The 22062-nt window shown below is 57.2% G+C and carries 18 protein-coding genes and 2 tRNA genes; 10 read left to right on the top strand and 10 right to left on the bottom strand.

Features of this window, described 5'->3' with window-relative positions:
- Positions 1-86: 86 nt before the first annotated feature.
- Both ACMGF7_RS15305 and ACMGF7_RS15310 read left to right on the top strand, forming a co-directional pair.
- Entirely contained in the window at positions 87-908 is an 822-nt protein-coding gene (locus ACMGF7_RS15305) for an AraC family transcriptional regulator (RefSeq protein ID WP_420286501.1), read from the top strand.
- Between the two features lie 231 nt (positions 909-1139).
- Entirely contained in the window at positions 1140-1292 is a 153-nt protein-coding gene (locus ACMGF7_RS15310) for a Hok/Gef family protein (RefSeq protein ID WP_004935921.1), read from the top strand.
- A gap of 59 nt (positions 1293-1351) precedes the next feature.
- Here ACMGF7_RS15310 and yfaE read toward each other — a convergent pair whose 3' ends face one another.
- The 4 genes from yfaE to ubiG all read right to left on the bottom strand — a co-directional run bounded on the left by yfaE (position 1352) and on the right by ubiG (position 6266).
- Entirely contained in the window at positions 1352-1612 is a 261-nt protein-coding gene (gene yfaE, locus ACMGF7_RS15315; RefSeq protein WP_015378558.1) for a class I ribonucleotide reductase maintenance protein YfaE, read from the bottom strand.
- Between the two features lie 3 nt (positions 1613-1615).
- Entirely contained in the window at positions 1616-2746 is a 1131-nt protein-coding gene (nrdB, locus tag ACMGF7_RS15320) for a class Ia ribonucleoside-diphosphate reductase subunit beta (RefSeq protein WP_004935915.1), read from the bottom strand.
- 67 nt (positions 2747-2813) lie between these two features.
- Complete coding sequence (gene nrdA, locus ACMGF7_RS15325; RefSeq protein WP_273890061.1) at positions 2814-5102, bottom strand: class 1a ribonucleoside-diphosphate reductase subunit alpha; 2289 nt, start codon at positions 5100-5102, stop codon at positions 2814-2816.
- A 438-nt stretch (positions 5103-5540) separates the two neighbouring features.
- The gene (gene ubiG, locus ACMGF7_RS15330; protein WP_004935909.1) at positions 5541-6266 is read right to left on the bottom strand and encodes a bifunctional 2-polyprenyl-6-hydroxyphenol methylase/3-demethylubiquinol 3-O-methyltransferase UbiG; all 726 of its coding nucleotides are present in this window, start codon (positions 6264-6266) and stop codon (positions 5541-5543) included.
- A gap of 212 nt (positions 6267-6478) precedes the next feature.
- Between ubiG and gyrA the strand changes: the two genes are divergently transcribed.
- Together gyrA and rcsC are read left to right on the top strand one after the other, a co-directional pair.
- Entirely contained in the window at positions 6479-9121 is a 2643-nt protein-coding gene (gyrA, locus tag ACMGF7_RS15335; RefSeq protein WP_004935906.1) for a DNA topoisomerase (ATP-hydrolyzing) subunit A, read from the top strand.
- 166 nt (positions 9122-9287) lie between these two features.
- Positions 9288-12149 carry a two-component system sensor histidine kinase RcsC gene (gene rcsC / locus ACMGF7_RS15340; RefSeq protein WP_197763355.1) on the top strand — a complete coding sequence of 954 codons (2862 nt, stop codon included), beginning with the start codon at positions 9288-9290 and terminating at the stop codon, positions 12147-12149.
- 61 nt (positions 12150-12210) lie between these two features.
- On the opposite strand, the gene rcsB is transcribed toward rcsC, so the two are convergent.
- From rcsB to ACMGF7_RS15360, 4 genes are read right to left on the bottom strand one after another with little or no spacing between them, the layout of a single operon-like run.
- Positions 12211-12861, bottom strand: a complete 651-nt coding sequence (gene rcsB / locus ACMGF7_RS15345; RefSeq protein WP_004935900.1) for a response regulator transcription factor RcsB — start codon at positions 12859-12861, stop codon at positions 12211-12213.
- Complete coding sequence (gene rcsD, locus ACMGF7_RS15350) at positions 12854-15556, bottom strand: phosphotransferase RcsD (RefSeq protein WP_049241807.1); 2703 nt, start codon at positions 15554-15556, stop codon at positions 12854-12856. The genes rcsB and rcsD overlap by 8 nt, the downstream gene beginning before the upstream one ends.
- A gap of 20 nt (positions 15557-15576) precedes the next feature.
- A complete protein-coding gene (locus ACMGF7_RS15355) occupies positions 15577-16731 on the bottom strand; it encodes an MFS transporter (protein ID WP_015378554.1) in 1155 nt (384 codons plus the stop codon).
- 54 nt (positions 16732-16785) lie between these two features.
- Positions 16786-17193, bottom strand: coding sequence for a DUF4186 domain-containing protein (locus tag ACMGF7_RS15360; protein ID WP_015378553.1), 408 nt, complete (start codon positions 17191-17193; stop codon positions 16786-16788).
- 695 nt (positions 17194-17888) lie between these two features.
- On the opposite strand from ACMGF7_RS15360, the gene ompC reads away from it, so the two are divergent.
- Complete coding sequence (ompC, locus tag ACMGF7_RS15365) at positions 17889-19019, top strand: porin OmpC (protein WP_031300730.1); 1131 nt, start codon at positions 17889-17891, stop codon at positions 19017-19019.
- 152 nt (positions 19020-19171) lie between these two features.
- On the top strand, positions 19172-19588 hold the full coding sequence (locus ACMGF7_RS15370; RefSeq protein WP_049241806.1) for a VOC family protein: 417 nt from the start codon (positions 19172-19174) through the stop codon (positions 19586-19588).
- Here ACMGF7_RS15370 and ACMGF7_RS15375 read toward each other — a convergent pair.
- Positions 19582-20160 (bottom strand): TetR/AcrR family transcriptional regulator, encoded by a 579-nt coding sequence (locus ACMGF7_RS15375; RefSeq protein WP_015378550.1) that lies wholly within the window; start codon positions 20158-20160, stop codon positions 19582-19584. The genes ACMGF7_RS15370 and ACMGF7_RS15375 overlap by 7 nt on opposite strands.
- A gap of 105 nt (positions 20161-20265) precedes the next feature.
- Between ACMGF7_RS15375 and ACMGF7_RS15380 the strand changes: the two genes are divergently transcribed.
- The 4 genes from ACMGF7_RS15380 to ACMGF7_RS15395 all read left to right on the top strand — a co-directional run bounded on the left by ACMGF7_RS15380 (position 20266) and on the right by ACMGF7_RS15395 (position 21516).
- Positions 20266-20733, top strand: coding sequence for a DUF1348 family protein (locus ACMGF7_RS15380; protein WP_033633619.1), 468 nt, complete (start codon positions 20266-20268; stop codon positions 20731-20733).
- Positions 20734-20859: 126 nt separating this feature from the next.
- The gene (osmE, locus tag ACMGF7_RS15385; protein ID WP_049241804.1) at positions 20860-21189 is read left to right on the top strand and encodes an osmotically-inducible lipoprotein OsmE; all 330 of its coding nucleotides are present in this window, start codon (positions 20860-20862) and stop codon (positions 21187-21189) included.
- A 157-nt stretch (positions 21190-21346) separates the two neighbouring features.
- A tRNA-Ser gene (locus ACMGF7_RS15390) sits at positions 21347-21434 on the top strand.
- 6 nt (positions 21435-21440) lie between these two features.
- Positions 21441-21516: transfer RNA gene (locus ACMGF7_RS15395), tRNA-Thr, on the top strand.
- A 218-nt stretch (positions 21517-21734) separates the two neighbouring features.
- Here ACMGF7_RS15395 and ACMGF7_RS15400 read toward each other — a convergent pair.
- Positions 21735-21977, bottom strand: a complete 243-nt coding sequence (locus ACMGF7_RS15400) for a DinI family protein (RefSeq protein WP_004935803.1) — start codon at positions 21975-21977, stop codon at positions 21735-21737.
- Between the last annotated feature and the right edge of the window lie 85 nt (positions 21978-22062).

Consider the following 22062-nt stretch of genomic DNA (forward strand, 5'->3'; position numbering starts at 1 on the left):
TCGCGGCCGGAAGCATTTCATTATGTCGGCGCAGGAAAAGGTTGGTATAACGGTATCTGGACTAAAAATAGTGATTAGTGGCCAATATGGATGCAAACCTTCATGCCCTCGACGCTGACTGCAGCGAATGGTCGGCGGGCCCTTGGCTTATCGCGCTTGGCGGCCGCGATGCGGCAGGCCGGGAGTATCGGTTGGGCACGCGAGAATACGACTGGCATCAGCATGTGCGCGGGCAGTTGCTGTGCGTTGAAAGCGGTTTGCTGCATGTAAGCACGGCGCAGGGCGATTGGGTGCTGCCGCCGCAGCGGGCGGGTTGGATCCCGCCGGCGACGCAGCACCAGGTACAGGTTTGCGGCGCGCTGAGCGGCTGGAGTTTACTGCTGGCGCCGGAGGCCTGCCACGATCTGTCGAATACACCTTGCGTTATCGGCATCAGCGCCGTGCTGCAGGCGCTGGCTCAGCGTGCGCAAGGTTGGGACAAACGCAGCGCGCTTACCCTGGAGCAGGAGCGTATGGCGCAGGTGATGCGTGACGAGATACGGCTGGCGCCGACGGAGCCGCTGTATTTACCGATGTCGTCCCATCCGCGCCTGGCCGGCGTTCTGCAGGCCTTGCTGGCGCAACCGGGGAGCGAACGTTCACTGGAGGCGTGGGCTGAATGGGGGGCGATGTCGCCGCGTACTCTGCGGCGGCTGATGATCGGCGAGACGGGGTTGAGTTTTGCCCAGTGGCGTCAGCAGGCCCGGTTGTCATATGCATTGGCGAAGTTGGCCGAAGGCGAAACGGTGCTGCAGATCGCGGAAGCGCTAGGGTATGCCTCGCCGAGTAACTTTATCGCCATGTTTCGCAAAGCCTTCGGCGATTCCCCGGCGCGTTATTTTGCCGCATCAGCGGGAAAGGAGCGCTAAGCGAAATACTTTGAGGATAGTTATATATCCCTGATTAATCATAATCTTATAGGGTATATTCGCGGTGAGGGAATGCTGTTACTCTCTTGACGGGTGCTTGAGACTGTTCGTCTTGGGCATTGTGTGACAAGGCGGATAGATGAAAGCCCCAGACTGACTCTCAATCAGAATGGGGCTGCACATACCGCCTAGACACCGGTATGGTAGCCCCTTCACAGCAAGGAGGCAAGCATGCGCTTAAGGCATGTGTTTCACTCGCTAACCGTTGTATGTATTACAGTTTTGTTATTTATCTGGATGATAAGAGACTCGCTGTGCGAGCTGAAAATCTACCAGGAAAATATCACTATCCTGATCAGGTTGGCGTGTGAGGTGAAGCGGTAATCCTAGGGCGGGGGCAACCCCGCCTTCTGGTCTCCAGGCGCGGTTTCCGGCACCCGACTTTACATTTCCAGCTCGATATCCGTCAGCGGCATGCAGCAGCAGGGCAGGATCTCGCCGGCGTTGATAAACGCCAGCGGCTGTTGGCGGTAGGCCACTTCGCCTTTCACCAGCTTCAGGCGGCAGGCGCCGCAATAGCCGGAGCGGCATTGGTACTCCACCTGCACGTCGTGCAGTTCCAGCACGTCGAGCAGGCAGTTTTCACTGTTGGGGCAAGAGAGCTGCGTGCCGGCGGCGCGCAGCGTTACGGTTGGCGTCGCCATCGCTTACAGTTCGAAGTCGCTCAGGTCGTCGGCGTTGATCTCCGAGTCGATCTGGCCAACCAGGTAAGAGCTCACTTCCACTTCCTGCGGCGCTACCTGCACGTTGTCGGACACCAACCAGGCGTTGATCCACGGGATCGGGTTGGAGCGGGTTTCGAACGGCAGACCGAGGCCGACCGCCTGCATGCGGATATTGGTGATGTATTCCACATACTGGCACAGGATGTCTTTGTTCAGGCCAATCATCGAGCCGTCGCGGAACAGGTATTCCGCCCACTCTTTCTCCTGCTGAGCGGCCAGCACGAACAGATCGTAGCACTCTTGCTGGCACTCCTCGGCGATCTCCGCCATTTCAGGATCGTCCGCACCGGAACGCATCAGGTTCAGCATGTGCTGGGTGCCGGTCAGGTGCAGCGCTTCGTCGCGGGCGATCAGCTTGATGATCTTGGCGTTGCCTTCCATCAATTCGCGCTCGGCGAACGCGAAGGAGCAGGCAAAGCTGACGTAGAAGCGGATCGCTTCCAGCGCGTTCACGCTCATCAGGCACAGGTACAGCTGCTTCTTCAGCGCACGCAGATTGACGGTGACGGTTTTACCGTTCACCTGGTGGGTGCCTTCACCCAGCAGGTGATAGTAGCTGGTCATCTCGATCAGATCGTCGTAGTAGCCGGAAATGTCTTTCGCGCGCTTCTTGATCTCTTCGTTGGTGACGATGTCGTCGAACACCAGCGCCGGATCGTTGACGATGTTGCGGATGATGTGGGTGTAGGAACGGGAGTGGATGGTCTCGGAGAACGACCAGGTTTCCACCCAGGTTTCCAGTTCAGGGATCGAGATCAGCGGCAGCAGGGCGACGTTCGGGCTGCGGCCCTGAATGGAGTCCAGCAGGGTCTGATACTTCAGGTTGCTGATGAAGATGTGCTTCTCGTGCTCCGGCAGCGCCTGATAATCGATGCGATCGCGAGAGACGTCAACCTCTTCCGGGCGCCAGAAGAAGGAGAGCTGTTTTTCGATCAGTTTTTCGAAGATTTCATGCTTTTGCTGGTCGAAACGCGCAACGTTTACCGATTGGCCGAAGAACATCGGCTCTTGCAGCTGGTCGTTTTTGGTCTGAGAAAAAGTGGTGTAAGCCATAAGCCTGAATCCATCGTAACGTGGCTAAATGAAGGGGCCGGAAAATTCCGGCCCGCTAGGTCAAACTTTAGATCTTGCAGGCGCCGCTTTCGCAGTCGTCATCGCCGGCCTTGGCAGGCTGCAAATCTTCCTGGGCGTCTTCCGCGCCGTCGCGGGTGTTTTGGTAGTACAGCGTTTTCACGCCGAACTTGTAGGTGGTGAGCAGGTCTTTCAACAGCTGCTTCATCGGCACCTTGCCGCCCGGGAAGCGGGTCGGATCGTAGTTGGTGTTGGCCGAAATCGACTGGTCGATGAATTTCTGCATCAGCCCCACCAGCTGCAGATAGCCGTCGTTGCTCGGCATTTCCCACAGCAGCTCGTAGTTGTCTTTCAGACGCTCATACTCCGGCACCACCTGGCGCAGGATGCCGTCTTTCGACGCCTTGATGCTGATGTGGCCGCGCGGCGGCTCGATGCCGTTGGTGGCGTTGGAAATCTGCGAAGAGGTTTCCGACGGCATCAGGGCGGACAGCGTCGAGTTGCGCAGACCGGTTTCCTGGATCTCTTTACGCAGGGTTTCCCAGTCGTAGTGCAGCGGTTCGTTGCAGATCGCATCCAGGTCTTTCTTGTAGGTGTCGATCGGCAGGATACCCTGCGAATAGGTGGTTTCTTTGAACCACGGGCAAGCGCCTTGTTCCTGAGCCAGGCGGTTGGAGGCTTTCAGCAGGTAGTACTGAATGGCTTCGAACGTTTTGTGGGTCAGGTTGTTGGCGCTGCCATCGGAGTAGCGCACGCCGTTCTTCGCCAGGTAATAGGCGAAGTTGATCACGCCAATGCCCAGGGTGCGACGCCCCATCGCGCCACGGTGCGCGGCCTTGATCGGATAATCCTGATAATCCAGCAGGGCGTCGAGTGAACGCACCGCCAGGGTCGCCAGCTCTTCCAGATCGTCCAGGCTGTCGATCGCGCCCAGGTTGAAGGCGGACAGGGTGCACAGCGCAATTTCGCCGTTCTCGTCGTTGACGTCTTCCAGCGGCTTGGTCGGCAGGGCGATTTCCAGGCACAGGTTGGACTGACGCACCGGCGCGATCTGCGGATCGAACGGGCTGTGGGTGTTGCAGTGGTCGACGTTCTGGATGTAGATGCGGCCGGTAGAGGCGCGCTCTTGCATCATCAGCGAGAACAGCTCAACCGCTTTCACGCGCTTCTGGCGAATGCTGTCGTCTTTTTCGTACTGGGTGTACAGGCGCTCGAATTCGTCCTGATCGGCGAAGAATGCGTCATACAGCCCCGGCACGTCGGACGGGCTGAACAGGGTGATGTCTTCGCCCTTGATCAGACGCTGGTACATCAGGCGGTTCAGCTGCACGCCGTAGTCCATGTGACGCACGCGGTTACCTTCAACGCCGCGGTTGTTTTTCAGCACCAGCAGGCTTTCCACTTCCAGGTGCCACATCGGGTAGAACAGCGTTGCCGCGCCACCGCGCACGCCGCCCTGCGAGCATGATTTGACGGCGGTCTGGAAATGTTTGTAGAACGGAATGCAACCGGTATGGAAAGCTTCCCCGCCACGGATCGGGCTGCCCAGCGCGCGGATGCGGCCGGCGTTGATGCCGATACCGGCGCGTTGCGAAACGTATTTCACAATGGCGCTGGAGGTGGCGTTGATGGAGTCCAGGCTGTCGCCGCACTCGATCAGCACGCAGGAGCTGAACTGACGGGTTGGGGTGCGCACGCCGGACATGATCGGCGTTGGCAGCGAAATCTTGAAGGTGGAAATCGCGTCGTAGAAACGTTTGACGTAGTCCAGACGAGTTTCACGCGGGTAGTTGGAGAACAGGCAAGCGGACACCAACATGTACAGGAACTGGGCGCTTTCGTAAATCTCGCCGCTGACGCGGTTCTGCACCAGATACTTGCCTTCCAGCTGCTTGACGGCGGCATAAGAGAAGTTCATGTCGCGCCAGTGATCGATAAAGGAGTCCATCTGCTCGAACTCTTCAGCGCTGTAGTCTTCCAGCAGATGTTTATCGTATTTGCCCATCTCGACCATGCGCATCACGTGAGCGTGCAGCTTCGGCGGCTCGAATTGGCCGTAAGCCTTTTTGCGCAGGTGGAAGATCGCCAGGCGAGCGGCCAGGTACTGATAGTCCGGCGCATCGCGGGAGATCAGATCGGCAGCGGCTTTGATGATGGTTTCGTGAATATCGGCGGTTTTGATGCCGTCATAAAACTGAATGTGGGAACGCAACTCTACTTGAGAAACCGAGACGTTGTGCAATCCTTCTGCGGCCCAATCGATGACCCGGTGGATTTTGTCGAGGTTGATGCGCTCTTTACGGCCATCGCGTTTAGTTACAAGCAGACTTTGGTTCATGTGGTGTTTTACCTGTCCGTATGGTGCCCCTAAGCAGAAGTGTAGTCGCTCTGCTCAGTATGTAAACACTATATATAGGGGTTGTATGTCGGTGAGGTAACAAGATAGTGAGAAAAAACGGCGTTTGCAAGTGAACAAAACCGGCCTAATTTGTGGATAACTTGGGGGTGAAATGTAACTTGCCGTTCGCAGTGCGCGCCGTGACTGGCGCGACAAGCTTGTCAATAAGCGAGATCAGATTTTACTGAAAAACTGAAAAAACCGATCGTTTGGCGCTTTATTAAACGTTAGAAAAAAACGGCATATTGATCTGATTTAATATTCTAAAAAACTGTCTACAACCACGATTTTGATCGAAGTCGCGGAAATTAGGTATTTTTCCTAACAGCGCGTTGGCGCCGAACCCCGATAACGCAGGGCCGGCGCGGTTTACAGCGGTCAGCCTTCGTGCTGGGTGTGCACCATGTAGTTCACGTCAACGTTGCGCCCAAGCTTGAAATGATCGGTGATCGGGTTGTAATGCAGGCCGATCATGTGCTTTTCGCGCAGCGGCGTGCCGTCGACCCAGCCGATCAGTTCGGAAGGGCGAATAAACTTCTTATGATCGTGGGTGCCCTGCGGCACCATCTTCAGCACGTACTCCGCGCCGATCACCGCCATTAGCCAGGCTTTGGTGTTGCGGTTGATGGTGGAAAAGAACACGTGGCCGCCCGGTTTCACCAGTTGGGCGCAGGCGCGCACCACCGAGGCCGGATCGGGCACGTGCTCCAGCATCTCCATGCAGGTGACCACGTCGTAGCGCTGCGGGTTGGCCTGAGCGTGGCTTTCCACCGTCTCCTGCACATAGGTGACGTCCATGCCGCTTTCCAGCGCGTGCAGCCGGGCGACCTGCAGCGGCTCCGCGCCCATGTCCAGCCCGGTTACCTTGGCGCCTTCGCGCGCCATGCTCTCCGCCAGAATGCCGCCGCCGCAGCCCACGTCGAGCACCTGCTTGTCAAAAATGCCGCCGGCGCGCTGCATGATGTAGTTCAGGCGCAGCGGGTTGATGCGGTGCAGCGGTTTGAACTCGCCTTCCAGATCCCACCAGCGGGAGGCGACGGCCTCGAACTTGGCGATTTCCTGGTGGTCAACGTTTTGCACTCGGCTGGATGATTCTGCGTTCATGGGCTTGTCTGGCTCCTTGTTCTCGTTGCGCGGATTATACATGTTCCGGCGCGGCATCGTCTGTGCCGATGCGTTTTTAGCGCACTTATCTGCACAATTTCCGTGAAACAGCGGCGGTTATTTTCCCGTAAAGCGTGCTTTGTGATATAGTTTTACACCTTTGCCACTATGGCAGCGGGCAGATGAATCATTAGTAGAGGGATAGCAGCTCCATGAGCGACCTTGCCAGAGAAATCACACCGGTAAACATCGAAGACGAGTTGAAAAACTCGTATCTGGACTATGCGATGTCCGTTATTGTCGGACGTGCGCTGCCAGATGTTCGTGATGGACTGAAGCCGGTTCACCGCCGCGTTCTGTACGCGATGAGCGTATTGGGTAACGACTGGAATAAACCATACAAGAAATCGGCCCGTGTCGTCGGGGACGTGATCGGTAAATATCACCCGCACGGTGACAGCGCGGTTTACGACACTATTGTGCGTATGGCTCAGCCGTTTTCACTGCGCTACATGCTGGTGGACGGCCAGGGTAACTTCGGTTCCGTCGACGGCGACTCCGCGGCGGCGATGCGTTATACCGAAGTGCGCATGTCCAAGATTGCTCACGAACTGTTGGCGGATCTGGAAAAAGAAACCGTCGACTTCGTGCCTAACTATGATGGCACCGAGCAGATCCCGGCCGTCATGCCGACCAAGATCCCGAACCTGCTGGTCAACGGCTCGTCGGGCATCGCTGTGGGCATGGCCACCAATATTCCGCCGCACAACCTGGCGGAAGTCGTCAACGGCTGCCTGGCCTATATCGACGATGAAAACATCAGCATCGAAGGGCTGATGGAACACATCCCGGGGCCGGACTTCCCGACGGCGGCGATCATCAACGGCCGCCGCGGCATTGAAGAGGCCTACCGCACCGGGCGCGGGAAAGTCTACCTGCGCGCGCGCGCGGAAGTGGAAGCCGACGCCAAGACCGGGCGCGAAACCATCATCGTTCACGAGATCCCGTATCAGGTGAACAAGGCGCGTCTGATCGAAAAGATCGCCGAGCTGGTGAAAGAAAAACGCGTGGAAGGCATCAGCGCGCTGCGCGACGAGTCCGATAAAGACGGCATGCGCATCGTGATCGAAGTCAAACGCGACGCGGTCGGCGAAGTGGTGCTGAACAACCTGTATGCGCTGACACAACTGCAGGTCACCTTCGGCATCAACATGGTCGCGCTGCATCAGGGGCAGCCTAAGCTGCTGAACCTGAAAGACATCCTCGAAGCCTTCGTGCGCCACCGCCGCGAAGTGGTCACCCGCCGCACCATCTTCGAACTGCGCAAGGCCCGCGACCGCGCCCATATTCTGGAAGCGCTGGCTATCGCGCTGGCCAACATCGACCCGATTATCGAGCTGATTCGCCGTGCGCCGACCCCGGCGGAAGCGAAAGTCGCGCTGGTGGCGCAGCCGTGGGATCTGGGCAACGTCAGCGCCATGCTGGAGCGCGCCGGTGACGATGCCGCCCGCCCTGAGTGGCTGGAGCCGGAGTTCGGTATCCGCGACGGCAAGTACTACCTGACCGAGCAGCAGGCTCAGGCGATTCTGGATCTGCGCCTGCAGAAACTGACCGGCCTGGAGCACGAGAAGCTGCTGGACGAATATAAAGAACTGCTCAACTTTATCGCCGAGCTGATCTTTATTCTGGAAAGCCCAGAGCGCCTGATGGAAGTGATCCGCGAAGAGCTGGTGGCGGTCAAAGAGCTGTACAACGACGGCCGTCGCACCGAGATCACCGCCAATACTTCCGACATCAACATCGAAGACCTGATCAACCAGGAAGACGTGGTGGTGACCCTGTCTCACCAGGGGTACGTGAAGTATCAGCCGCTGTCCGACTATGAAGCGCAGCGCCGCGGCGGCAAAGGCAAGTCCGCCGCGCGTATTAAAGAAGAAGACTTTATCGATCGCCTGCTGGTGGCCAACACCCACGATACGATCCTGTGCTTCTCCAGCCGTGGCCGCCTGTATTGGATGAAGGTGTACCAACTGCCTGAAGCCAGCCGCGGCGCGCGCGGTCGCCCGATCGTCAACCTGCTGCCGCTGGAAGCCGATGAGCGTATCACCGCCATTCTGCCGGTGCGCGAGTATGAAGAAGGGCGCCACGTGTTCATGGCCACCGCCAGCGGTACCGTGAAGAAAACCGCGCTGACCGAGTTCAGCCGTCCGCGCAGCGCCGGCATCATCGCCGTCAACCTCAACGAGGGCGACGAGCTGATCGGTGTCGATCTGACCGACGGCAGCAACGAAGTGATGCTGTTCTCCGCCAACGGTAAAGTGGTGCGCTTCCCGGAAACGCAGGTGCGTTCGATGGGCCGTACCGCGACCGGCGTGCGCGGCATCAACCTCGGCGAAGGCGACAGCGTGATCTCACTGATCGTGCCGCGCGGCGAGGGTGACATCCTGACCGTGACGCAAAACGGCTTCGGTAAACGCACCGCGGTGACCGAGTATCCGACCAAGTCACGCGCCACCCAGGGGGTTATCTCCATCAAGGTGAGCGAGCGTAACGGCCAGGTGGTCGGCGCGGTGCAGGTGGAAACCAGCGATCAGATCATGATGATCACCGATGCCGGCACGCTGGTGCGTACCCGCGTTTCGGAAGTCAGCGTGGTCGGTCGTAACACCCAGGGCGTGACGCTGATCCGCACGGCGGAAGACGAAAACGTCGTCGGTCTGCAGCGCGTGGCCGAACCGGTGGAAGACGAAGAGCTGGACAGCCTGGAACCGGGCGCGGAAGCGGTGGAAGAAGACACCACGCCGCTGGACGATGGCGACGACGCGGCTGAGCCGATGGACGACGACAACGTTTAAGCAAGGTGAGGGCGTCGGCATGCCGACACCGTAATGCACTGAGACAAAAGGGCCTGGCAGCGATGCTAGGCCCTTTTTCAGTTATATGGTTTAATTGGCGCACCGAGCCGCCGGCCGCCGCGCCGGCGACAACGCGCGCCGTCACTGACTTTCGTATGGTATCCGATTGAAATACTTAGCCTCTTTTCGAACTACGCTGAAAATATCCCGCTATTTGTTCCGGGTGCTGGCGATTTTGCTGTGGTCGTTGGGGGCGCTGCTCACCACCTTTTATATTCTGAATATCCTGCATCAGAAAGAATCTGACATCCGCCAGGAGTATAACCTCAGCTTCGATCAGGCGCAGGGCTACATCCGCCATTCCGCCGACATCATCCGCGACATCAAGTATATGGCGGAGAATCGCCTCAACGGTTCGGTCAGCAGTCTGGACATGTTCAGCGGCGTGTTTCCCGGCAAAGGCAGCCCGCCGCAATTCTTTCCGCTGTACCCGGAGTCCAACTGCGCGCTGAGCACCACCTACCGCAGTTCGCTCGATTCGCTGAGCGGCCTGATCCAGTACTGGAAAGAGAACTTCGTGGCGGCCTACGATCTTAACCGGGTGTTCTTCATCGGCGGCGACAGCCTGTGCATGGCGGAATTCGGCGGCGGCAACGCGAGCGCCAATCGGGAAAACGTGCTGAAGTCCCTGCATGAGCGCATTCTGAAATACCGCAACGCCAAGAATCTGGACAAAGACAACAACCTGTATTGGATCAGCCCCAGCGCGCAGCGGCCCGACATCGGTTATCTGTATGTGCTGACGCCTCTCTATATCGGTAATAAGCTGGAGGCGCTGCTGGGCATCGAGCAAACCGTCCGGCTGGAAGATTTCGTCACCGCCGGCAGCCTGCCGATCGGCGTCACGCTGCTGGATGAGAATAACGAGCCGGTGCTGCGCCTGGCGGACGGCGATCGCTATGCCGCTGCGCTCAACAGCTACCCCGAAGAGCATGCTTACTTCGGTTATGTCGACAACTACCGCGATCTGATCCTGAAAAAAGCGCTGCCGCCTTCATCGCTGAGCATCGTTTATGCGCTGCCGGTGAAAAGCGTGGTGGAACGCTTCAAGATGCTGATCCTCAACGCGCTGTTGCTGAACCTGTTATCGGCTATCGTGCTGTTCACGCTGGCGTGGCTGTTTGAGCGCAAGATGTTCTTGCCGGCGGAGGAGAACGCCTTCCGTCTGGAAGAACACGAGCAGTTCAACCGCAAGATTGTCGCCTCGGCGCCGGTGGGCATCTGCATCCTGCGTATCAGCGACGGCACCAATATTCTGAGTAACGAACTGGCGCACAACTACATCAACCTGTTGACCCACGAAGATCGCGATCGCATTACGCGCATCATTTGCGAACAGCAGGCGAATTTCGTCGATGTGATGACCAGCAACAATAACAACCTGCAGATCAGCTTTGTCCACTCGCGCTACCGTAACGAAGAGGTGGCGATCTGCGTACTGGTGGACGTCAGCGCGCGCGTGAAGATGGAAGAGTCGCTGCAGGAGATGGCGGCGGCGGCGGAGCAGGCCAGTCAGTCCAAATCGATGTTCCTGGCCACCGTCAGCCATGAGTTGCGCACGCCGCTGTACGGCATTATCGGCAACCTCGATCTGCTGCAAACCAAGGCGCTGCCGCAAGGGGTCGATCGGCTGGTCAACGCGATGAACAACTCTTCCGGCCTGCTGCTGAAAATCATCAGCGATATTCTCGATTTCTCCAAAATCGAGTCCGAGCAACTGAAGATCGAACCGCGCGAGTTCTCTTGCCTGGAGGTGATTACCCATATCGCCGGCAACTATTTGCCGCTGGTGGTGAAGAAACGTCTGGGGCTGTACTGCTTTATCGAACAGAACGTGCCGGAGCGCATTTTCGGCGATCCGGTGCGGCTGCAGCAGGTGCTCTCCAACCTGGTGAACAACGCCATCAAGTTCACCGATACCGGCTGTATCGTGCTGCAGGTCCGCACCCGCGGCAGCTACCTGGAATTCAGCGTGCGCGATACCGGCGTCGGTATCCCGGAGAAGGAGATCTCGCGCCTGTTCGATCCGTTCTTCCAGGTGGGGACCGGCGTGCAGCGCCATTTCCAGGGAACCGGTTTGGGGCTGGCGATCTGCGAAAAATTGGTCAACCTGATGGACGGCGATGTTTACGTCGAATCCGAACCGGGGTTGGGCAGCTTGTTCAGCATTCGCATTCCATTGTTTAACGCCCAGTTTCCGATCCCGCAGGCCAGCGATACCTGGCAGGGCCGGCGGCTGTGGTTGGATATCCGCAATCAGCGCCTGGAAAGCTACCTGATGGCGATCCTGGGCGGCTACGGCGCCGATATCAAGCGCTATGACGGGCAGGAGACCGCTGCCGGCGAGGTCTTGCTCAGCGATTACCCGCTGATGCTGGACATGCCGCTGCTGGCTCAGATCCAATTCTCCACCGAACATATCGGCCCATCGCAGGAAACCCGGCCGGGCTATTGGATGCACAGCACCTCTACGCCGCGTGAAACGCTGACCTTAATCAACCGGTTATTTGGCGTCGGCAACGGCGCGGCAGAGGCGCTGGTACAGCTGCCGGTGCCCGCCAAGGCCAGTGCGGCGGACAACGGCGATATTCATCTGCTGGTGGTTGACGATCATCCGATCAACCGTCGCCTGCTGTCCGATCAGTTGGGGTCGCTGGGGTATCAGGTGGTGACCGCCAACGACGGCGTCGATGCGCTCGGCGTGCTGAAACAGCATCACGTCGATATTGTGCTGACCGACGTCAATATGCCGAATATGGACGGTTATCGCCTGACGCAGGCCTTGCGGCAGATGCAATTCAGTGCGCCGGTGATTGGCGTGACGGCGAACGCGTTGGCGGAAGAGAAACAGCGCTGCCTCGAGGCGGGCATGGATAATTGCCTGTCGAAGCCGGTTACGCTGGAGACGCTGGAGCAGACGCTGGCATATTACAGCCAACGGGTACGCTACAACCGCAGCGAGGTCTGAAAAGCAAACAGGCACGGCGGATGCCGTGCCTGTTTGGCGTTAACCTGCCGTGAGGCGGGCTTTAGTCTTTGTCCAACGGCGTCATGCTGACGGACGAGAGGTAGTTGAGCAGGGCAATGTCGTTCTCGACGCCCAGCTTCATCATCGCCGATTTCTTCTGGCTGCTGATGGTTTTGATGCTGCGGTTGAGTTTCTTGGCGATTTCGGTCACCAGGAAACCTTCGGCGAACAGACGCAGCACTTCACTCTCTTTCGGCGACAGGCGTTTGTCGCCATAGCCGCTGGCGCTGATCTTCTCCAGCAGTTTGGAGACGCTTTCCGGCGTGAACTTCTTGCCTTTTTGCAGGGCGGCCAGCGCCTTCGGCAGATCGGTCGGCGCGCCTTGTTTCAGCACGATGCCTTCGATATCCAGATCCAATACCGCGCTCAGGATCGCCGGGTTGTTGTTCATGGTCAGCACGATGATCGACAACTGCGGATAATGACGCTTGATGTATTTAATCAGCGTGATACCGTCGCCATATTTGTCACCCGGCATCGACAGATCGGTGATCAGCACGTTGGCGTCCAGCTTGGACAGATTGTTGATCAGTGCGGTTGAGTCTTCGAACTCCCCAACGACATTCACCCATTCAATTTGCTCAAGTGACTTCCGGATGCCAAACAGTACGATAGGATGGTCATCAGCAATAATTACGTTCAGGTTATTCATGTTGTTGGCTACCTTGCTTCAGCAGTCTGCTGACGAAAAAATCAATCTGACTGATGTTATTCTCGATCTCGGGCGCATCACCTTCTGCGATGCGCTGTTCTAACGATTCGCACAGCTGCTTGCCGGGAAGCAGATTTAACATGGCAAACACGCCTTTCAGGCGGTGTGCGGTTTGTGACAGCGCATTGAAATCACTGCTGCCCGCCTCAGTATACAGTTTTTTGACATCGTCGGGTACTGTATCGACAAACAGCCCATAGTAATCACTTGATTTCAATTGTTTTTCATAGAGTTGGATATCTTCTGAGCTCAATGAAAGCGTGCTTTCTTCCTGTTCCAGCGCGGCCATTTGCTGTTCGATCAGCATCAGCACGGCGTCGATTAATGCGCCGTTCAGATTATAGTTCACCCGAATGTAGCGTTTATCCAGCGCTTGCCAGCCCGGCTCATCGGTCGCTAGCAACAGGGTGTAATCATCGGCGCGCTGCGGGTTGTCGGTCAGCAGCACGTCATAATCGCGGTTGACCGCGCGATCTTCGGCGACGAGGCAGTCGGCGCCGTAGGCCTGCAGCAGACGGGTCACGATGCCGCGCACTTCATCCGACGTGACGTCCAGCAAGGCGGTGACGCCGTCGAGCAGCTTTTCCTGCTCCTGCGGCTCTTTTTTCTCCATCTCCATGGCGACGCGAATGGTGTAGCGAGTGCCGATATCCACCTTGCTGCGAATGTCCAACTGGCCGTTAAGCTTCTTGCACAGCTGATTGCACAGGAAGAAAGTGAGGCCGGAACCGTGGTTGAAGCGGTCCACCAGCGTCTGGCTGAGGAACGGATAGTTAAGGTTGCTGATCTCTTCGTTGGAGATGCCGGAGCCGGTGTCGTTGATTTGGAAAATCAGGCGGTCAGGGTGCCCGGGCTCATGGTCGATAACCAGAGAAACCTTGCCGCAGGCGGTGGTGATAATGGCGTAATGCACCAGCAGCGAGATCACCTTGCGCAGCGCGTTGGCGTCGCCGATATAGTTCTGCTCGACGTCCAGCTGGAAATGCTTGAACAGCGCCAGCCCCTTTTGATTGAGGGCGGGCAGGGCTTCCAGCAGCAACTCGTCGATCATCGCCGCCGGGTTGAACGGCTCGCGCGTCGGTTGCCAGTCCTGGGTTTCCAGCCGCGTCAGCAGAGTGATGTTATCGATCAATCCCAGCACCGACGACGACGCCGCCGTCAGTTGGCCCAGCAGCGCCTGCTGTTGTTCCTCATCCGGCTGGTTGCGCAGGCTGTCGACCAGATCGTGCATCTGGCGTACCGGCTGATTCAGTTCGATGCCCAGGTTGTGCAACATCAGTTTGCGCGCCTGCACGTTCTTGTCGTATTCGCGCCGCGCCTGCTGCAGCCGCTTATTCACCATCACCTCTTTATCCTGATCGTGCATCAGGAACAGGTAGGTGTCCGGCGACAGCTGGCTGCGGAAAATGCGGATTTCATACACCTCGTTGTTGACCGTCGCCTGGATCACCCCGTGATGCTGTTCGGCCATATGGGCGATCTTTTGCAGGCTGAGGTGCGGCAGCAGATGCTCGGCGATTTTGTTGCTGGCGATCACCGTATTGTTGGCGAAGCTGTAGACCAGCAGACCGGAGGGCAGGCTGGAGACGATCTCCTGATTCAGCGCGCGCTCGGCCTCCAGCTCTACCGCCATGTTTTCGCTCGGGCGAATGTACTGGCGGCGGATAAAGTAGATGCTCAGCATCGACAGCGCCAGCAGCAGCAAGTTGACTGCAATCAGCCAAATATTGTTGCGCAGCAGATCGATGGCCAGATTGATGGCCGAAACGCGATACATCACCTTCAGCGGCGCATTGGGCAGAGCGGCGCTGAACTCCACCCAGCCGCCGCTCATCGTCGCATGGGTACCCAGGACGGTTTCCGCCGGGATGGCGCTATCGTCGAGATCGACATCGTCCGGCAGCAGCAGGAAATTGGCGCGGGCCAGATTGGCCGGAATGATGTCGTTGATTGGCAAATCGAAGGCGATCACCGTCGCCAGATGCCCCGGCTGATTGAAAGTGGTGCGAATCGAGAACGAATAGGCGTTCTGGAAGCGCTGCTTGCGCAGGTCGGAAAAGCTCTCGCGTTCGTCGAGCATATTGGCCTGTTGCAGCATCTCGGCGCGGCGTTCGTCCGCCGAGGTGGTCAGGTAGCTTTCCCGAAAGCGCGAAGCCAGCTCTTTGAGCGGCTGGGTGGTGATCAGGCTGAGGCTATTGTCCTGACCATTGAGGTAATACATGGCGTAGTTCTCGGTCTTGGCGCCCCAGCGGGTGTCCAGGTAGTCCGAGATGTTGGCGATCATCGCCAGCGTGTTTTCGTCATGGCTGCCGAAGATCACCGCGTCGGTTTTCTTGTGCGGTTTCTCGACATAATAGACATCGGGCCGCAGGCGGGTTTCCTGCAAACCGGGATCGACATTCTGTGCCGGCGCATTGCCGAATTTGTCATAGACCTGATAGGTCATATAGCGGTAGGCATCGATACGCTTTTGCAGCGAACCGGCGATGCTGTTCAGCGTGTACTTCTTTTCCGCCAGCCAGGCGTTGGTGTAGTTGTAGCCATACAGGCCGATGCCGATCGTCAGCAGTACGATAAACAGCAGGAAGCAGCGGGTAATGTTGCTGGAGCTTATGGTCAATTGTTTATTTTGCATAGTGGCTGCGCATTCCTGAATCAGCGAGTGACGGCCCTGGCGCTGGCGGCCACCGCCAACAGCAGAGCGGCTACGCAAGCGAAGGCCACCGTCAGGCTGGAAAACTGAGCGACAAAGCCGATCAGCGCCGGGCCGGCCAGAATACCGGCATAGCCGACGGTGGTGACGGAGGCGATCGCCAAGTTGGCCGGCATGTCGCGCTGGTTGCCTGCGGCGCTGAACAGGATCGGCACGACGTTCGAGGCGCCCAGGCCGACCAGCATGAAACCGACCAGCGAAACGGTAGCGTGATTGAAGGCGATGGCCAGGCTCAGGCCGAGAGCGGCACACAGGCTGCCCAGCAGCAGCACCCGGTAGCGGCCCAGCGAGTTCACCACCCGATCGCCATTGAGCCGGCCGAGCGTCATGGTGATGGAAAACAGCGCATAGCCCAGACCGGCCTGGCTGTGTTCGACGCCGCGCAATGTGGTGAGAAACAGCGCGCTCCAGTCGAGCATCGATCCTTCCGCCAAAAACATGATAAAGCACAAAATGCCGATGAACATCACCCAGCCGCGCGGCAAGACGAACATCGGCCCGCCGTCATCGGCGCCGCTCTCACGCAGCAGATGGCGGCTGGCCAGCGTCAGCAGCGCGATCACCGCCAGCACGGTGAGCAGGGTGGATTGCAGCGGCGTCAGCCCCAGCCACAGCAGCGCGCTGACGCCGCCGGCGCCGGCAATGCCGCCGATGCTGAAGAAACCGTGAAAACCGGACATCATCGCCTTGCCGCTGGCGCGTTCGACGATCACCGCCTGCACGTTCATCGCTACGTCGATCATGCCGATCGCCGCGCCGAACAGCAGCAGCGCCGCGGCCATGCCGCCGAGGGAGTCCATCAGCGCCAACAGCGGCAGATCGATGCACAACCCGAGCCCGGCCATCAGGATCACCGCACGGCAACCCAGTTTGCCGGTCAGGAAACCGGTCAGCGGCATCGCCAACATGGAGCCGGCGCCGATACAGAGCAGCAACAGGCCGAGCGAGCCGTCATCGATACCGATGCGCGCTTTGGCGAAGGGGACCAGCGGCGCCCAGGCGGCCATGCCGAGACCGGCGACGAAAAAGGCCAGACGGGTGGCGATCTGTTGAGGAACGCCGGGCGTTTGCTGTTCATTGCACAAGGTGGCTGTCATGTAAGCGTCAGGATCTTGGGTCAAAAGAATGGTGAAAGTTACTGACAGTTTTTATCACAATCCGCGATCCGGGTCGAAAATATTCGTGCCGGACACATCCCTGGCACCGCCTCTGCGCACCAGCCACAGCGCGATAGCCTGGACAATATAGTCCTTTTGCTGTTCGTCCAGTGCGACGCCCTGCGGTATGCCGTGCCACTTTTCCAGACAGCCGCGGCAGCAGGTGGCAGTGGCGTGCTGGGCGACGAACACCGGGTGGCCACGCATCGGGGTTTGCTTGCCGTCGTTTTTAGGATGGGCGGCGGCCAGGCGGCGGTCGATAAAATCGCGGGCATGGCTGAGGATCAGCGGCAATCCCTTACCCTCGAGATAAGTCTGGTCCTTGGCATTTAAACGGAAGCGAGCGCGGAAGGGGGAACTTTGCAGCCGCCGCCACAGCACGTCGGGTTGAAAGGGCATCATGAATTTTACTCGCTGAAGGTGCGCTTTTTTCAGATTACCAGAACTGAATCTCTGCGGCTAATTGTGCCTGCGGCGGGAAATAATCGATGAGATAAAGCACGAAATGAAAAGCAAGTTCAATTTGTAGACCAAAATAAGGAAAAAGATTAGCAATTAGTGCGAAAGTAAATTAATGAAACTATATCATTAGGTTATTTATTTGCGTGCTATTTGTACGGGCTGAAATTGTGAGGAAAGTAGGGCGGAAAATAAAAAACCGGCCAGAAGCCGGTTAAAGGAATGCAGAAATTATCTTCGGATAATGAAGGTAATAATGAAAATAATGATGATAGCGAGGTGATTATAGCGGCTGCGCGTGGTTCGCGTTTTGGCACAATGTGCTTATTGTCTCGCTCAATTGTATGGTTGGCTTTTTTTTCTTAAAGATATGTATAACTACATGATTTTTTATCAATTAGTCTATTTTTTATCTTTAAGTGCTTTATTTTGTTTGTCGGTAATGTTTTGTGAAAGTTCGCGCGTATTTACATTTTGAAACCTTTATTAATTACAATGAAACACTATCGGATACTTGGTATCATTTTCTTTCTGGATTAATATAACCCTTGTTACCAGAATGGTAATGCACAGTCGTGCTAATAATGCTCGAAAAGGGCAGTGGCCGTAGCTCGACATAATTAACGAGGATAATAACGATGAAACTTCGAGTACTCTCTCTGATGGTACCCGCACTGCTGGTTGCAGGCACAGCAGGCGCGGCGGAAATCTACAACAAAGACGGTAATAAACTGGATTTGTACGGTAAAGTAAACGGGCTTCACTATTTCTCCAGCAACAACGGCGTGGACGGCGATCAGTCTTATATGCGTTTTGGCCTGCGCGGCGAAACGCAAATCAGCGATCAGCTGACCGGTTACGGCCAGTGGGAATATCAGGCGAACCTGAACCACGCTGAAAGCCAGGACAACAAGAACTTCACCCGTTACGGCTTCGCCGGTCTGAAATTCGGCGACTACGGCTCCTTCGACTACGGCCGTAACACCGGCGTGCTGTACGACGTCGCGGCGTATACCGACTTGCAGCCTGAGTTCGACGGTATGACCTACGGCGCCGACCAGTTCATGTTCCAGCGTTCCAGCGGCCTGGCGACCTACCGTAACAACGACTTCTTCGGTCTGGTTGACGGCTTGAACTTCGCCCTGCAGTACCAGGGTAAAAACGGCAACGGCGAAGAGACCAACAACGGTCGTGACGTTCTGGGCCAAAACGGCGAAGGCTACGGCATGTCCATGAGCTATGACATGGGCTACGGCATCAGCGCGGCGGGCGCCTTCTTTAACTCTCGCCGCACCAGCGAGCAGAACGGCGGTAACGGTCACCAGAACATCATGGGCCGCGGCGATAAGGCGGAAGGCTACTCCGGCGGTCTGAAATATGACGCCAACGATGTCTACCTGGCGGTGATGTTCACCCAGTCCTATAACGCGGCGCGTTTCGGCAGCTCCGACAGCAGCGTTTACGGCTACGCCAATAAGGCGCAGAGCTTCGAAGCCTATGCGCACTACCAGTTCGACTTCGGTCTACGTCCGTTCGTGGGCTATAACCAGACCAAAGGTAAAGACCTGGGCCGCGCCGGCAACGGCAAGGACTACGGCGATCAAGACCTGGTCAAATTCGTCGACCTGGGTGCGACCTACTTCTTCAACAAAAACATGTCTACCTATGTTGATTACAAAATCAACCTGGTGGACAACAACGATTTCACCGACGCTGCCGGCATCAACACCGACAACGTGGTTGCCGTGGGCCTGGTTTACCAGTTCTAAGCACCAGCGTGTGAATCACACAGCGCGGCCTTCGGGCCGCGTTTTTTTTGCTGGTAAAAAGCACGGATTGATCCGTTGTCGGCTCGGGAAGCGCTTCGGCTCGCCTCCGTTCGACCTACGCTGTCAGAACGGAAAACAGAGCGGAGGCTATTATGGAACTCAAAATCGACAGGGTGATAGAAACGGTGCTGTACGTCAGCGATATTGAACGCGCGGACGCGTTTTACCGGGAGGTGCTGAAGCTGCCGACGATGGCCGCCAACGAACGGTTTCGCGCCTACAACGTCGGCGATCGAAGCGTACTGTTGTTGTTTATCGAAGGTGATTCGCTGCGCGGGGCGCACTATCCGACCGGGTTTATTCCTGCGCACGATGGCGTGGGGCCGGCGCATATCGGGCTGGCGGTGGCGAAAGAGCAACTGCCGCACTGGGAACGGCATCTGGTGGCCAACGGCGTGGAGATTGAGGGGCGGATGCGCTGGGAACACGGCGGGGAGAGCATTTATTTTCGCGATCCCGACGCCCATCTGTTGGAACTGGTGACGCCGGGCATTTGGGCCAACTACTGATCGAACCCGCCTTGCGCCAACATGTCCAATGCGGCATTCAGCACCTGCAGCGCGGCCTGCGGTTGCCGCTCTATCTGCACTCTGACGATGGCGCCGTCGATCAGCATCGCCAGCATTGCCGCCCGCTGTTCCCGCTGTGGGCCGGCGGGCAGGTGACGCGCCAGTTCATCCGCCATTTGCCGTTTATGTCGGCCGGCGATTTGCAGGCTTTCCGGCAGCAGATCGGCGATTTCCACCGCAGTATTGATAAACGCGCAGCCGCGAAAGCGCGGATCGTCGAACCATTCCGCCAGGCAGGGCGCCAGCGCCGGCAGCAACCCGCCGGTTTGTGCCACATGGCGATCCAGCGCAGTGCTGAACCAGGTGAGCCACTGCTGGTGGCGATAGGCCAAAAACGCCGTAATCAAATCGTTCTTGCTGGGAAAGTGGCGGTAAAACGTCACTTTAGTGACACCTGATTCTTTGATGATGCGATCGATGCCGGTGGCGCGGATCCCTTCCTGATAAAACAGATCGTGAGCCGTCAACAGGATGCGCTGGCGGGCGGGTAAGGTATTGCGATCGGCGGTCATCATTTTCTCCCAGGCTATTTTCGAGTGATTGTAGACAACTCTGTCTACATGCGCTAGCGTAATAATGTAGACAGAGTTGTCTACATTATTGCGCAGGAGATGATCATGAGCATTAAACCCCCATTGCCGCCTTTCACCCGTGAATCGGCCAGCGAAAAAGTGCGGTTGGCGGAGGATGCCTGGAACAGCCGCGATCCTGAGCGGGTGTCACAGGTCTATTCTCTCGATACCCATTGGCGTAATCGCGCAGAGTTTGTCGACGGCCGCGCGGCGGTGGTCGCATTTTTGCAACGCAAGTGGGCGAAAGAGCTGGAGTATCGGCTGATTAAGGAACTGTGGGCGTTTGACGGCGCGCGCATCGCGGTGCGTTTCGCCTATGAGTGGCGCGACGATTCTGGCAACTGGTATCGCAGCTTCGGCAACGAAAACTGGGAGTTCAATCAGGAAGGGTTGATGATCAACCGCCATGCCTGCATCAACGACATGCCGATTCGTGAACAGGATCGGCGTTTTCATTGGCCGCTCGGTCGGCGCCCGGACGATGTCCCGGCGCTGAGCGATTTCGGTTTTTGAATCCGATGTCGCCCCGTGCTGGCCGATAGCGAGAAAAACCGCACCGATCGACAAACGGGAATTTGTAGAAAAGCCTTTCCACTTCTAGACTTAGGGGACAACAAACGTACTCCAAGAGGACAAGCTATGACGAAGAAGTTGGTTTTGGCCGTCGGCACTGCCGCGGTATTTTCCATTCTTGCCGGCTGCACCGCCTATGACCGCGCAACCAGCTATGTCAATGAGCCGGTGGTCAGCGATGTCAAAGTAGGGATGACCAAGCAGCAGGTGCGGGCGATTGCCGGTCCGCCGTCGACCACCGCCACGCTGATTCATGCGCAAGGCACCTGCGATACCTATGCGGTCGCGCCGCGCGATGGCAAGGTGCAAACGTACTTTGTCAGCTACAACGACACGGGCCATGTCATGAACAAGGGCTATCAAACCTGTTCAGACTACGATTCGCAGCCGAAGTAATCGCGTTTCAGCCGAACATAAAAGCCTCGCTTTTGCGGGGCTTTTCATTTTTTAAGCGTTTAAGGCCTGAAGTTTAGGCAACTGCACCGCCAATGCCATTTTTTTGCATCAAAATGATAGACATTTCATAACGGTATCGCTAATATCAGCGCCCATTGGAAGGATGGCCGAGTGGTTTAAGGCAACGGTCTTGAAAACCGTCGAGTGTAACAGCTCCCAGAGTTCGAATCTCTGTCCTTCCGCCAAATTCAGCCGGCTTAGCTCAGTAGGTAGAGCAACTGACTTGTAATCAGTAGGTCACCAGTTCGATTCCGGTAGCCGGCACCATGACAGAGGCCCCAGCAGCGATGCTGGGGCTTTTTGTTATGGTACTTGTGCGCTGGAAAAGTGCACACTGCACGCTTCGAATAGCGTCGATATTAACACTAACCAACCGATAACCGGATGGGGGAGGCACCGCGTCAAGCCCATTAATCAAGGGCTGAGCGTTTGCTGTATTCTGGCGGGAAAATAGCCGGTTGAGGAGCCCAGCGATCAGGTTGGGTTTATATATCAGTGACCAGCCACTGATCCGCTTCTTCGAACATCTCTTCCAACATTCGGTTCAGCTTCTCACGATCGCTTTTACTGGCGTCGGAGTTCAGGCCGTTGGCCTGCATCGGTTTCACGCGCACGTCAGCTTCCGGGAACAGCGCATGCACACGTTTTTCCAGCTCGTTGCGAATAATCTCGGCGGCGTTGGGCAGCCCAGCGACGTTGCGTTTGTCGTACACCAATTCTACAAACATGACTCACCTGTAAACACTGAATTAATGTACAGTATTCTGGCCTGAGGAAGGCCGGTTGGCAAGAGGGTGCGCGGAATTTTGCATG

It is taken from the genome of Serratia sp. BNK-17 (assembly GCF_048684935.1).
Classification (GTDB): Bacteria; Pseudomonadota; Gammaproteobacteria; order Enterobacterales; family Enterobacteriaceae; genus Serratia; species Serratia nematodiphila.

Bases quoted from the DNA above. Each gene is read 5' to 3' on its own strand.
- ACMGF7_RS15305 (WP_420286501.1), top strand. From the start codon at position 87: ATGGATGCAAACCTTCATGCCCTCGACGCTGACTGCAGCGAATGGTCG.
- ACMGF7_RS15310 (WP_004935921.1), top strand. From the start codon at position 1,140: ATGCGCTTAAGGCATGTGTTTCACTCGCTAACCGTTGTATGTATTACA.
- yfaE (WP_015378558.1), bottom strand. From the start codon at position 1,612: ATGGCGACGCCAACCGTAACGCTGCGCGCCGCCGGCACGCAGCTCTCT.
- nrdB (WP_004935915.1), bottom strand. From the start codon at position 2,746: ATGGCTTACACCACTTTTTCTCAGACCAAAAACGACCAGCTGCAAGAG.
- nrdA (WP_273890061.1), bottom strand. From the start codon at position 5,102: ATGAACCAAAGTCTGCTTGTAACTAAACGCGATGGCCGTAAAGAGCGC.
- ubiG (WP_004935909.1), bottom strand. From the start codon at position 6,266: ATGAACGCAGAATCATCCAGCCGAGTGCAAAACGTTGACCACCAGGAA.
- gyrA (WP_004935906.1), top strand. From the start codon at position 6,479: ATGAGCGACCTTGCCAGAGAAATCACACCGGTAAACATCGAAGACGAG.
- rcsB (WP_004935900.1), bottom strand. From the start codon at position 12,861: ATGAATAACCTGAACGTAATTATTGCTGATGACCATCCTATCGTACTG.
- rcsD (WP_049241807.1), bottom strand. From the start codon at position 15,556: ATGCAAAATAAACAATTGACCATAAGCTCCAGCAACATTACCCGCTGC.
- ACMGF7_RS15355 (WP_015378554.1), bottom strand. From the start codon at position 16,731: ATGACAGCCACCTTGTGCAATGAACAGCAAACGCCCGGCGTTCCTCAA.
- ACMGF7_RS15360 (WP_015378553.1), bottom strand. From the start codon at position 17,193: ATGATGCCCTTTCAACCCGACGTGCTGTGGCGGCGGCTGCAAAGTTCC.
- ompC (WP_031300730.1), top strand. From the start codon at position 17,889: ATGAAACTTCGAGTACTCTCTCTGATGGTACCCGCACTGCTGGTTGCA.
- ACMGF7_RS15370 (WP_049241806.1), top strand. From the start codon at position 19,172: ATGGAACTCAAAATCGACAGGGTGATAGAAACGGTGCTGTACGTCAGC.
- ACMGF7_RS15375 (WP_015378550.1), bottom strand. From the start codon at position 20,160: ATGACCGCCGATCGCAATACCTTACCCGCCCGCCAGCGCATCCTGTTG.
- ACMGF7_RS15380 (WP_033633619.1), top strand. From the start codon at position 20,266: ATGAGCATTAAACCCCCATTGCCGCCTTTCACCCGTGAATCGGCCAGC.
- osmE (WP_049241804.1), top strand. From the start codon at position 20,860: ATGACGAAGAAGTTGGTTTTGGCCGTCGGCACTGCCGCGGTATTTTCC.
- ACMGF7_RS15400 (WP_004935803.1), bottom strand. From the start codon at position 21,977: ATGTTTGTAGAATTGGTGTACGACAAACGCAACGTCGCTGGGCTGCCC.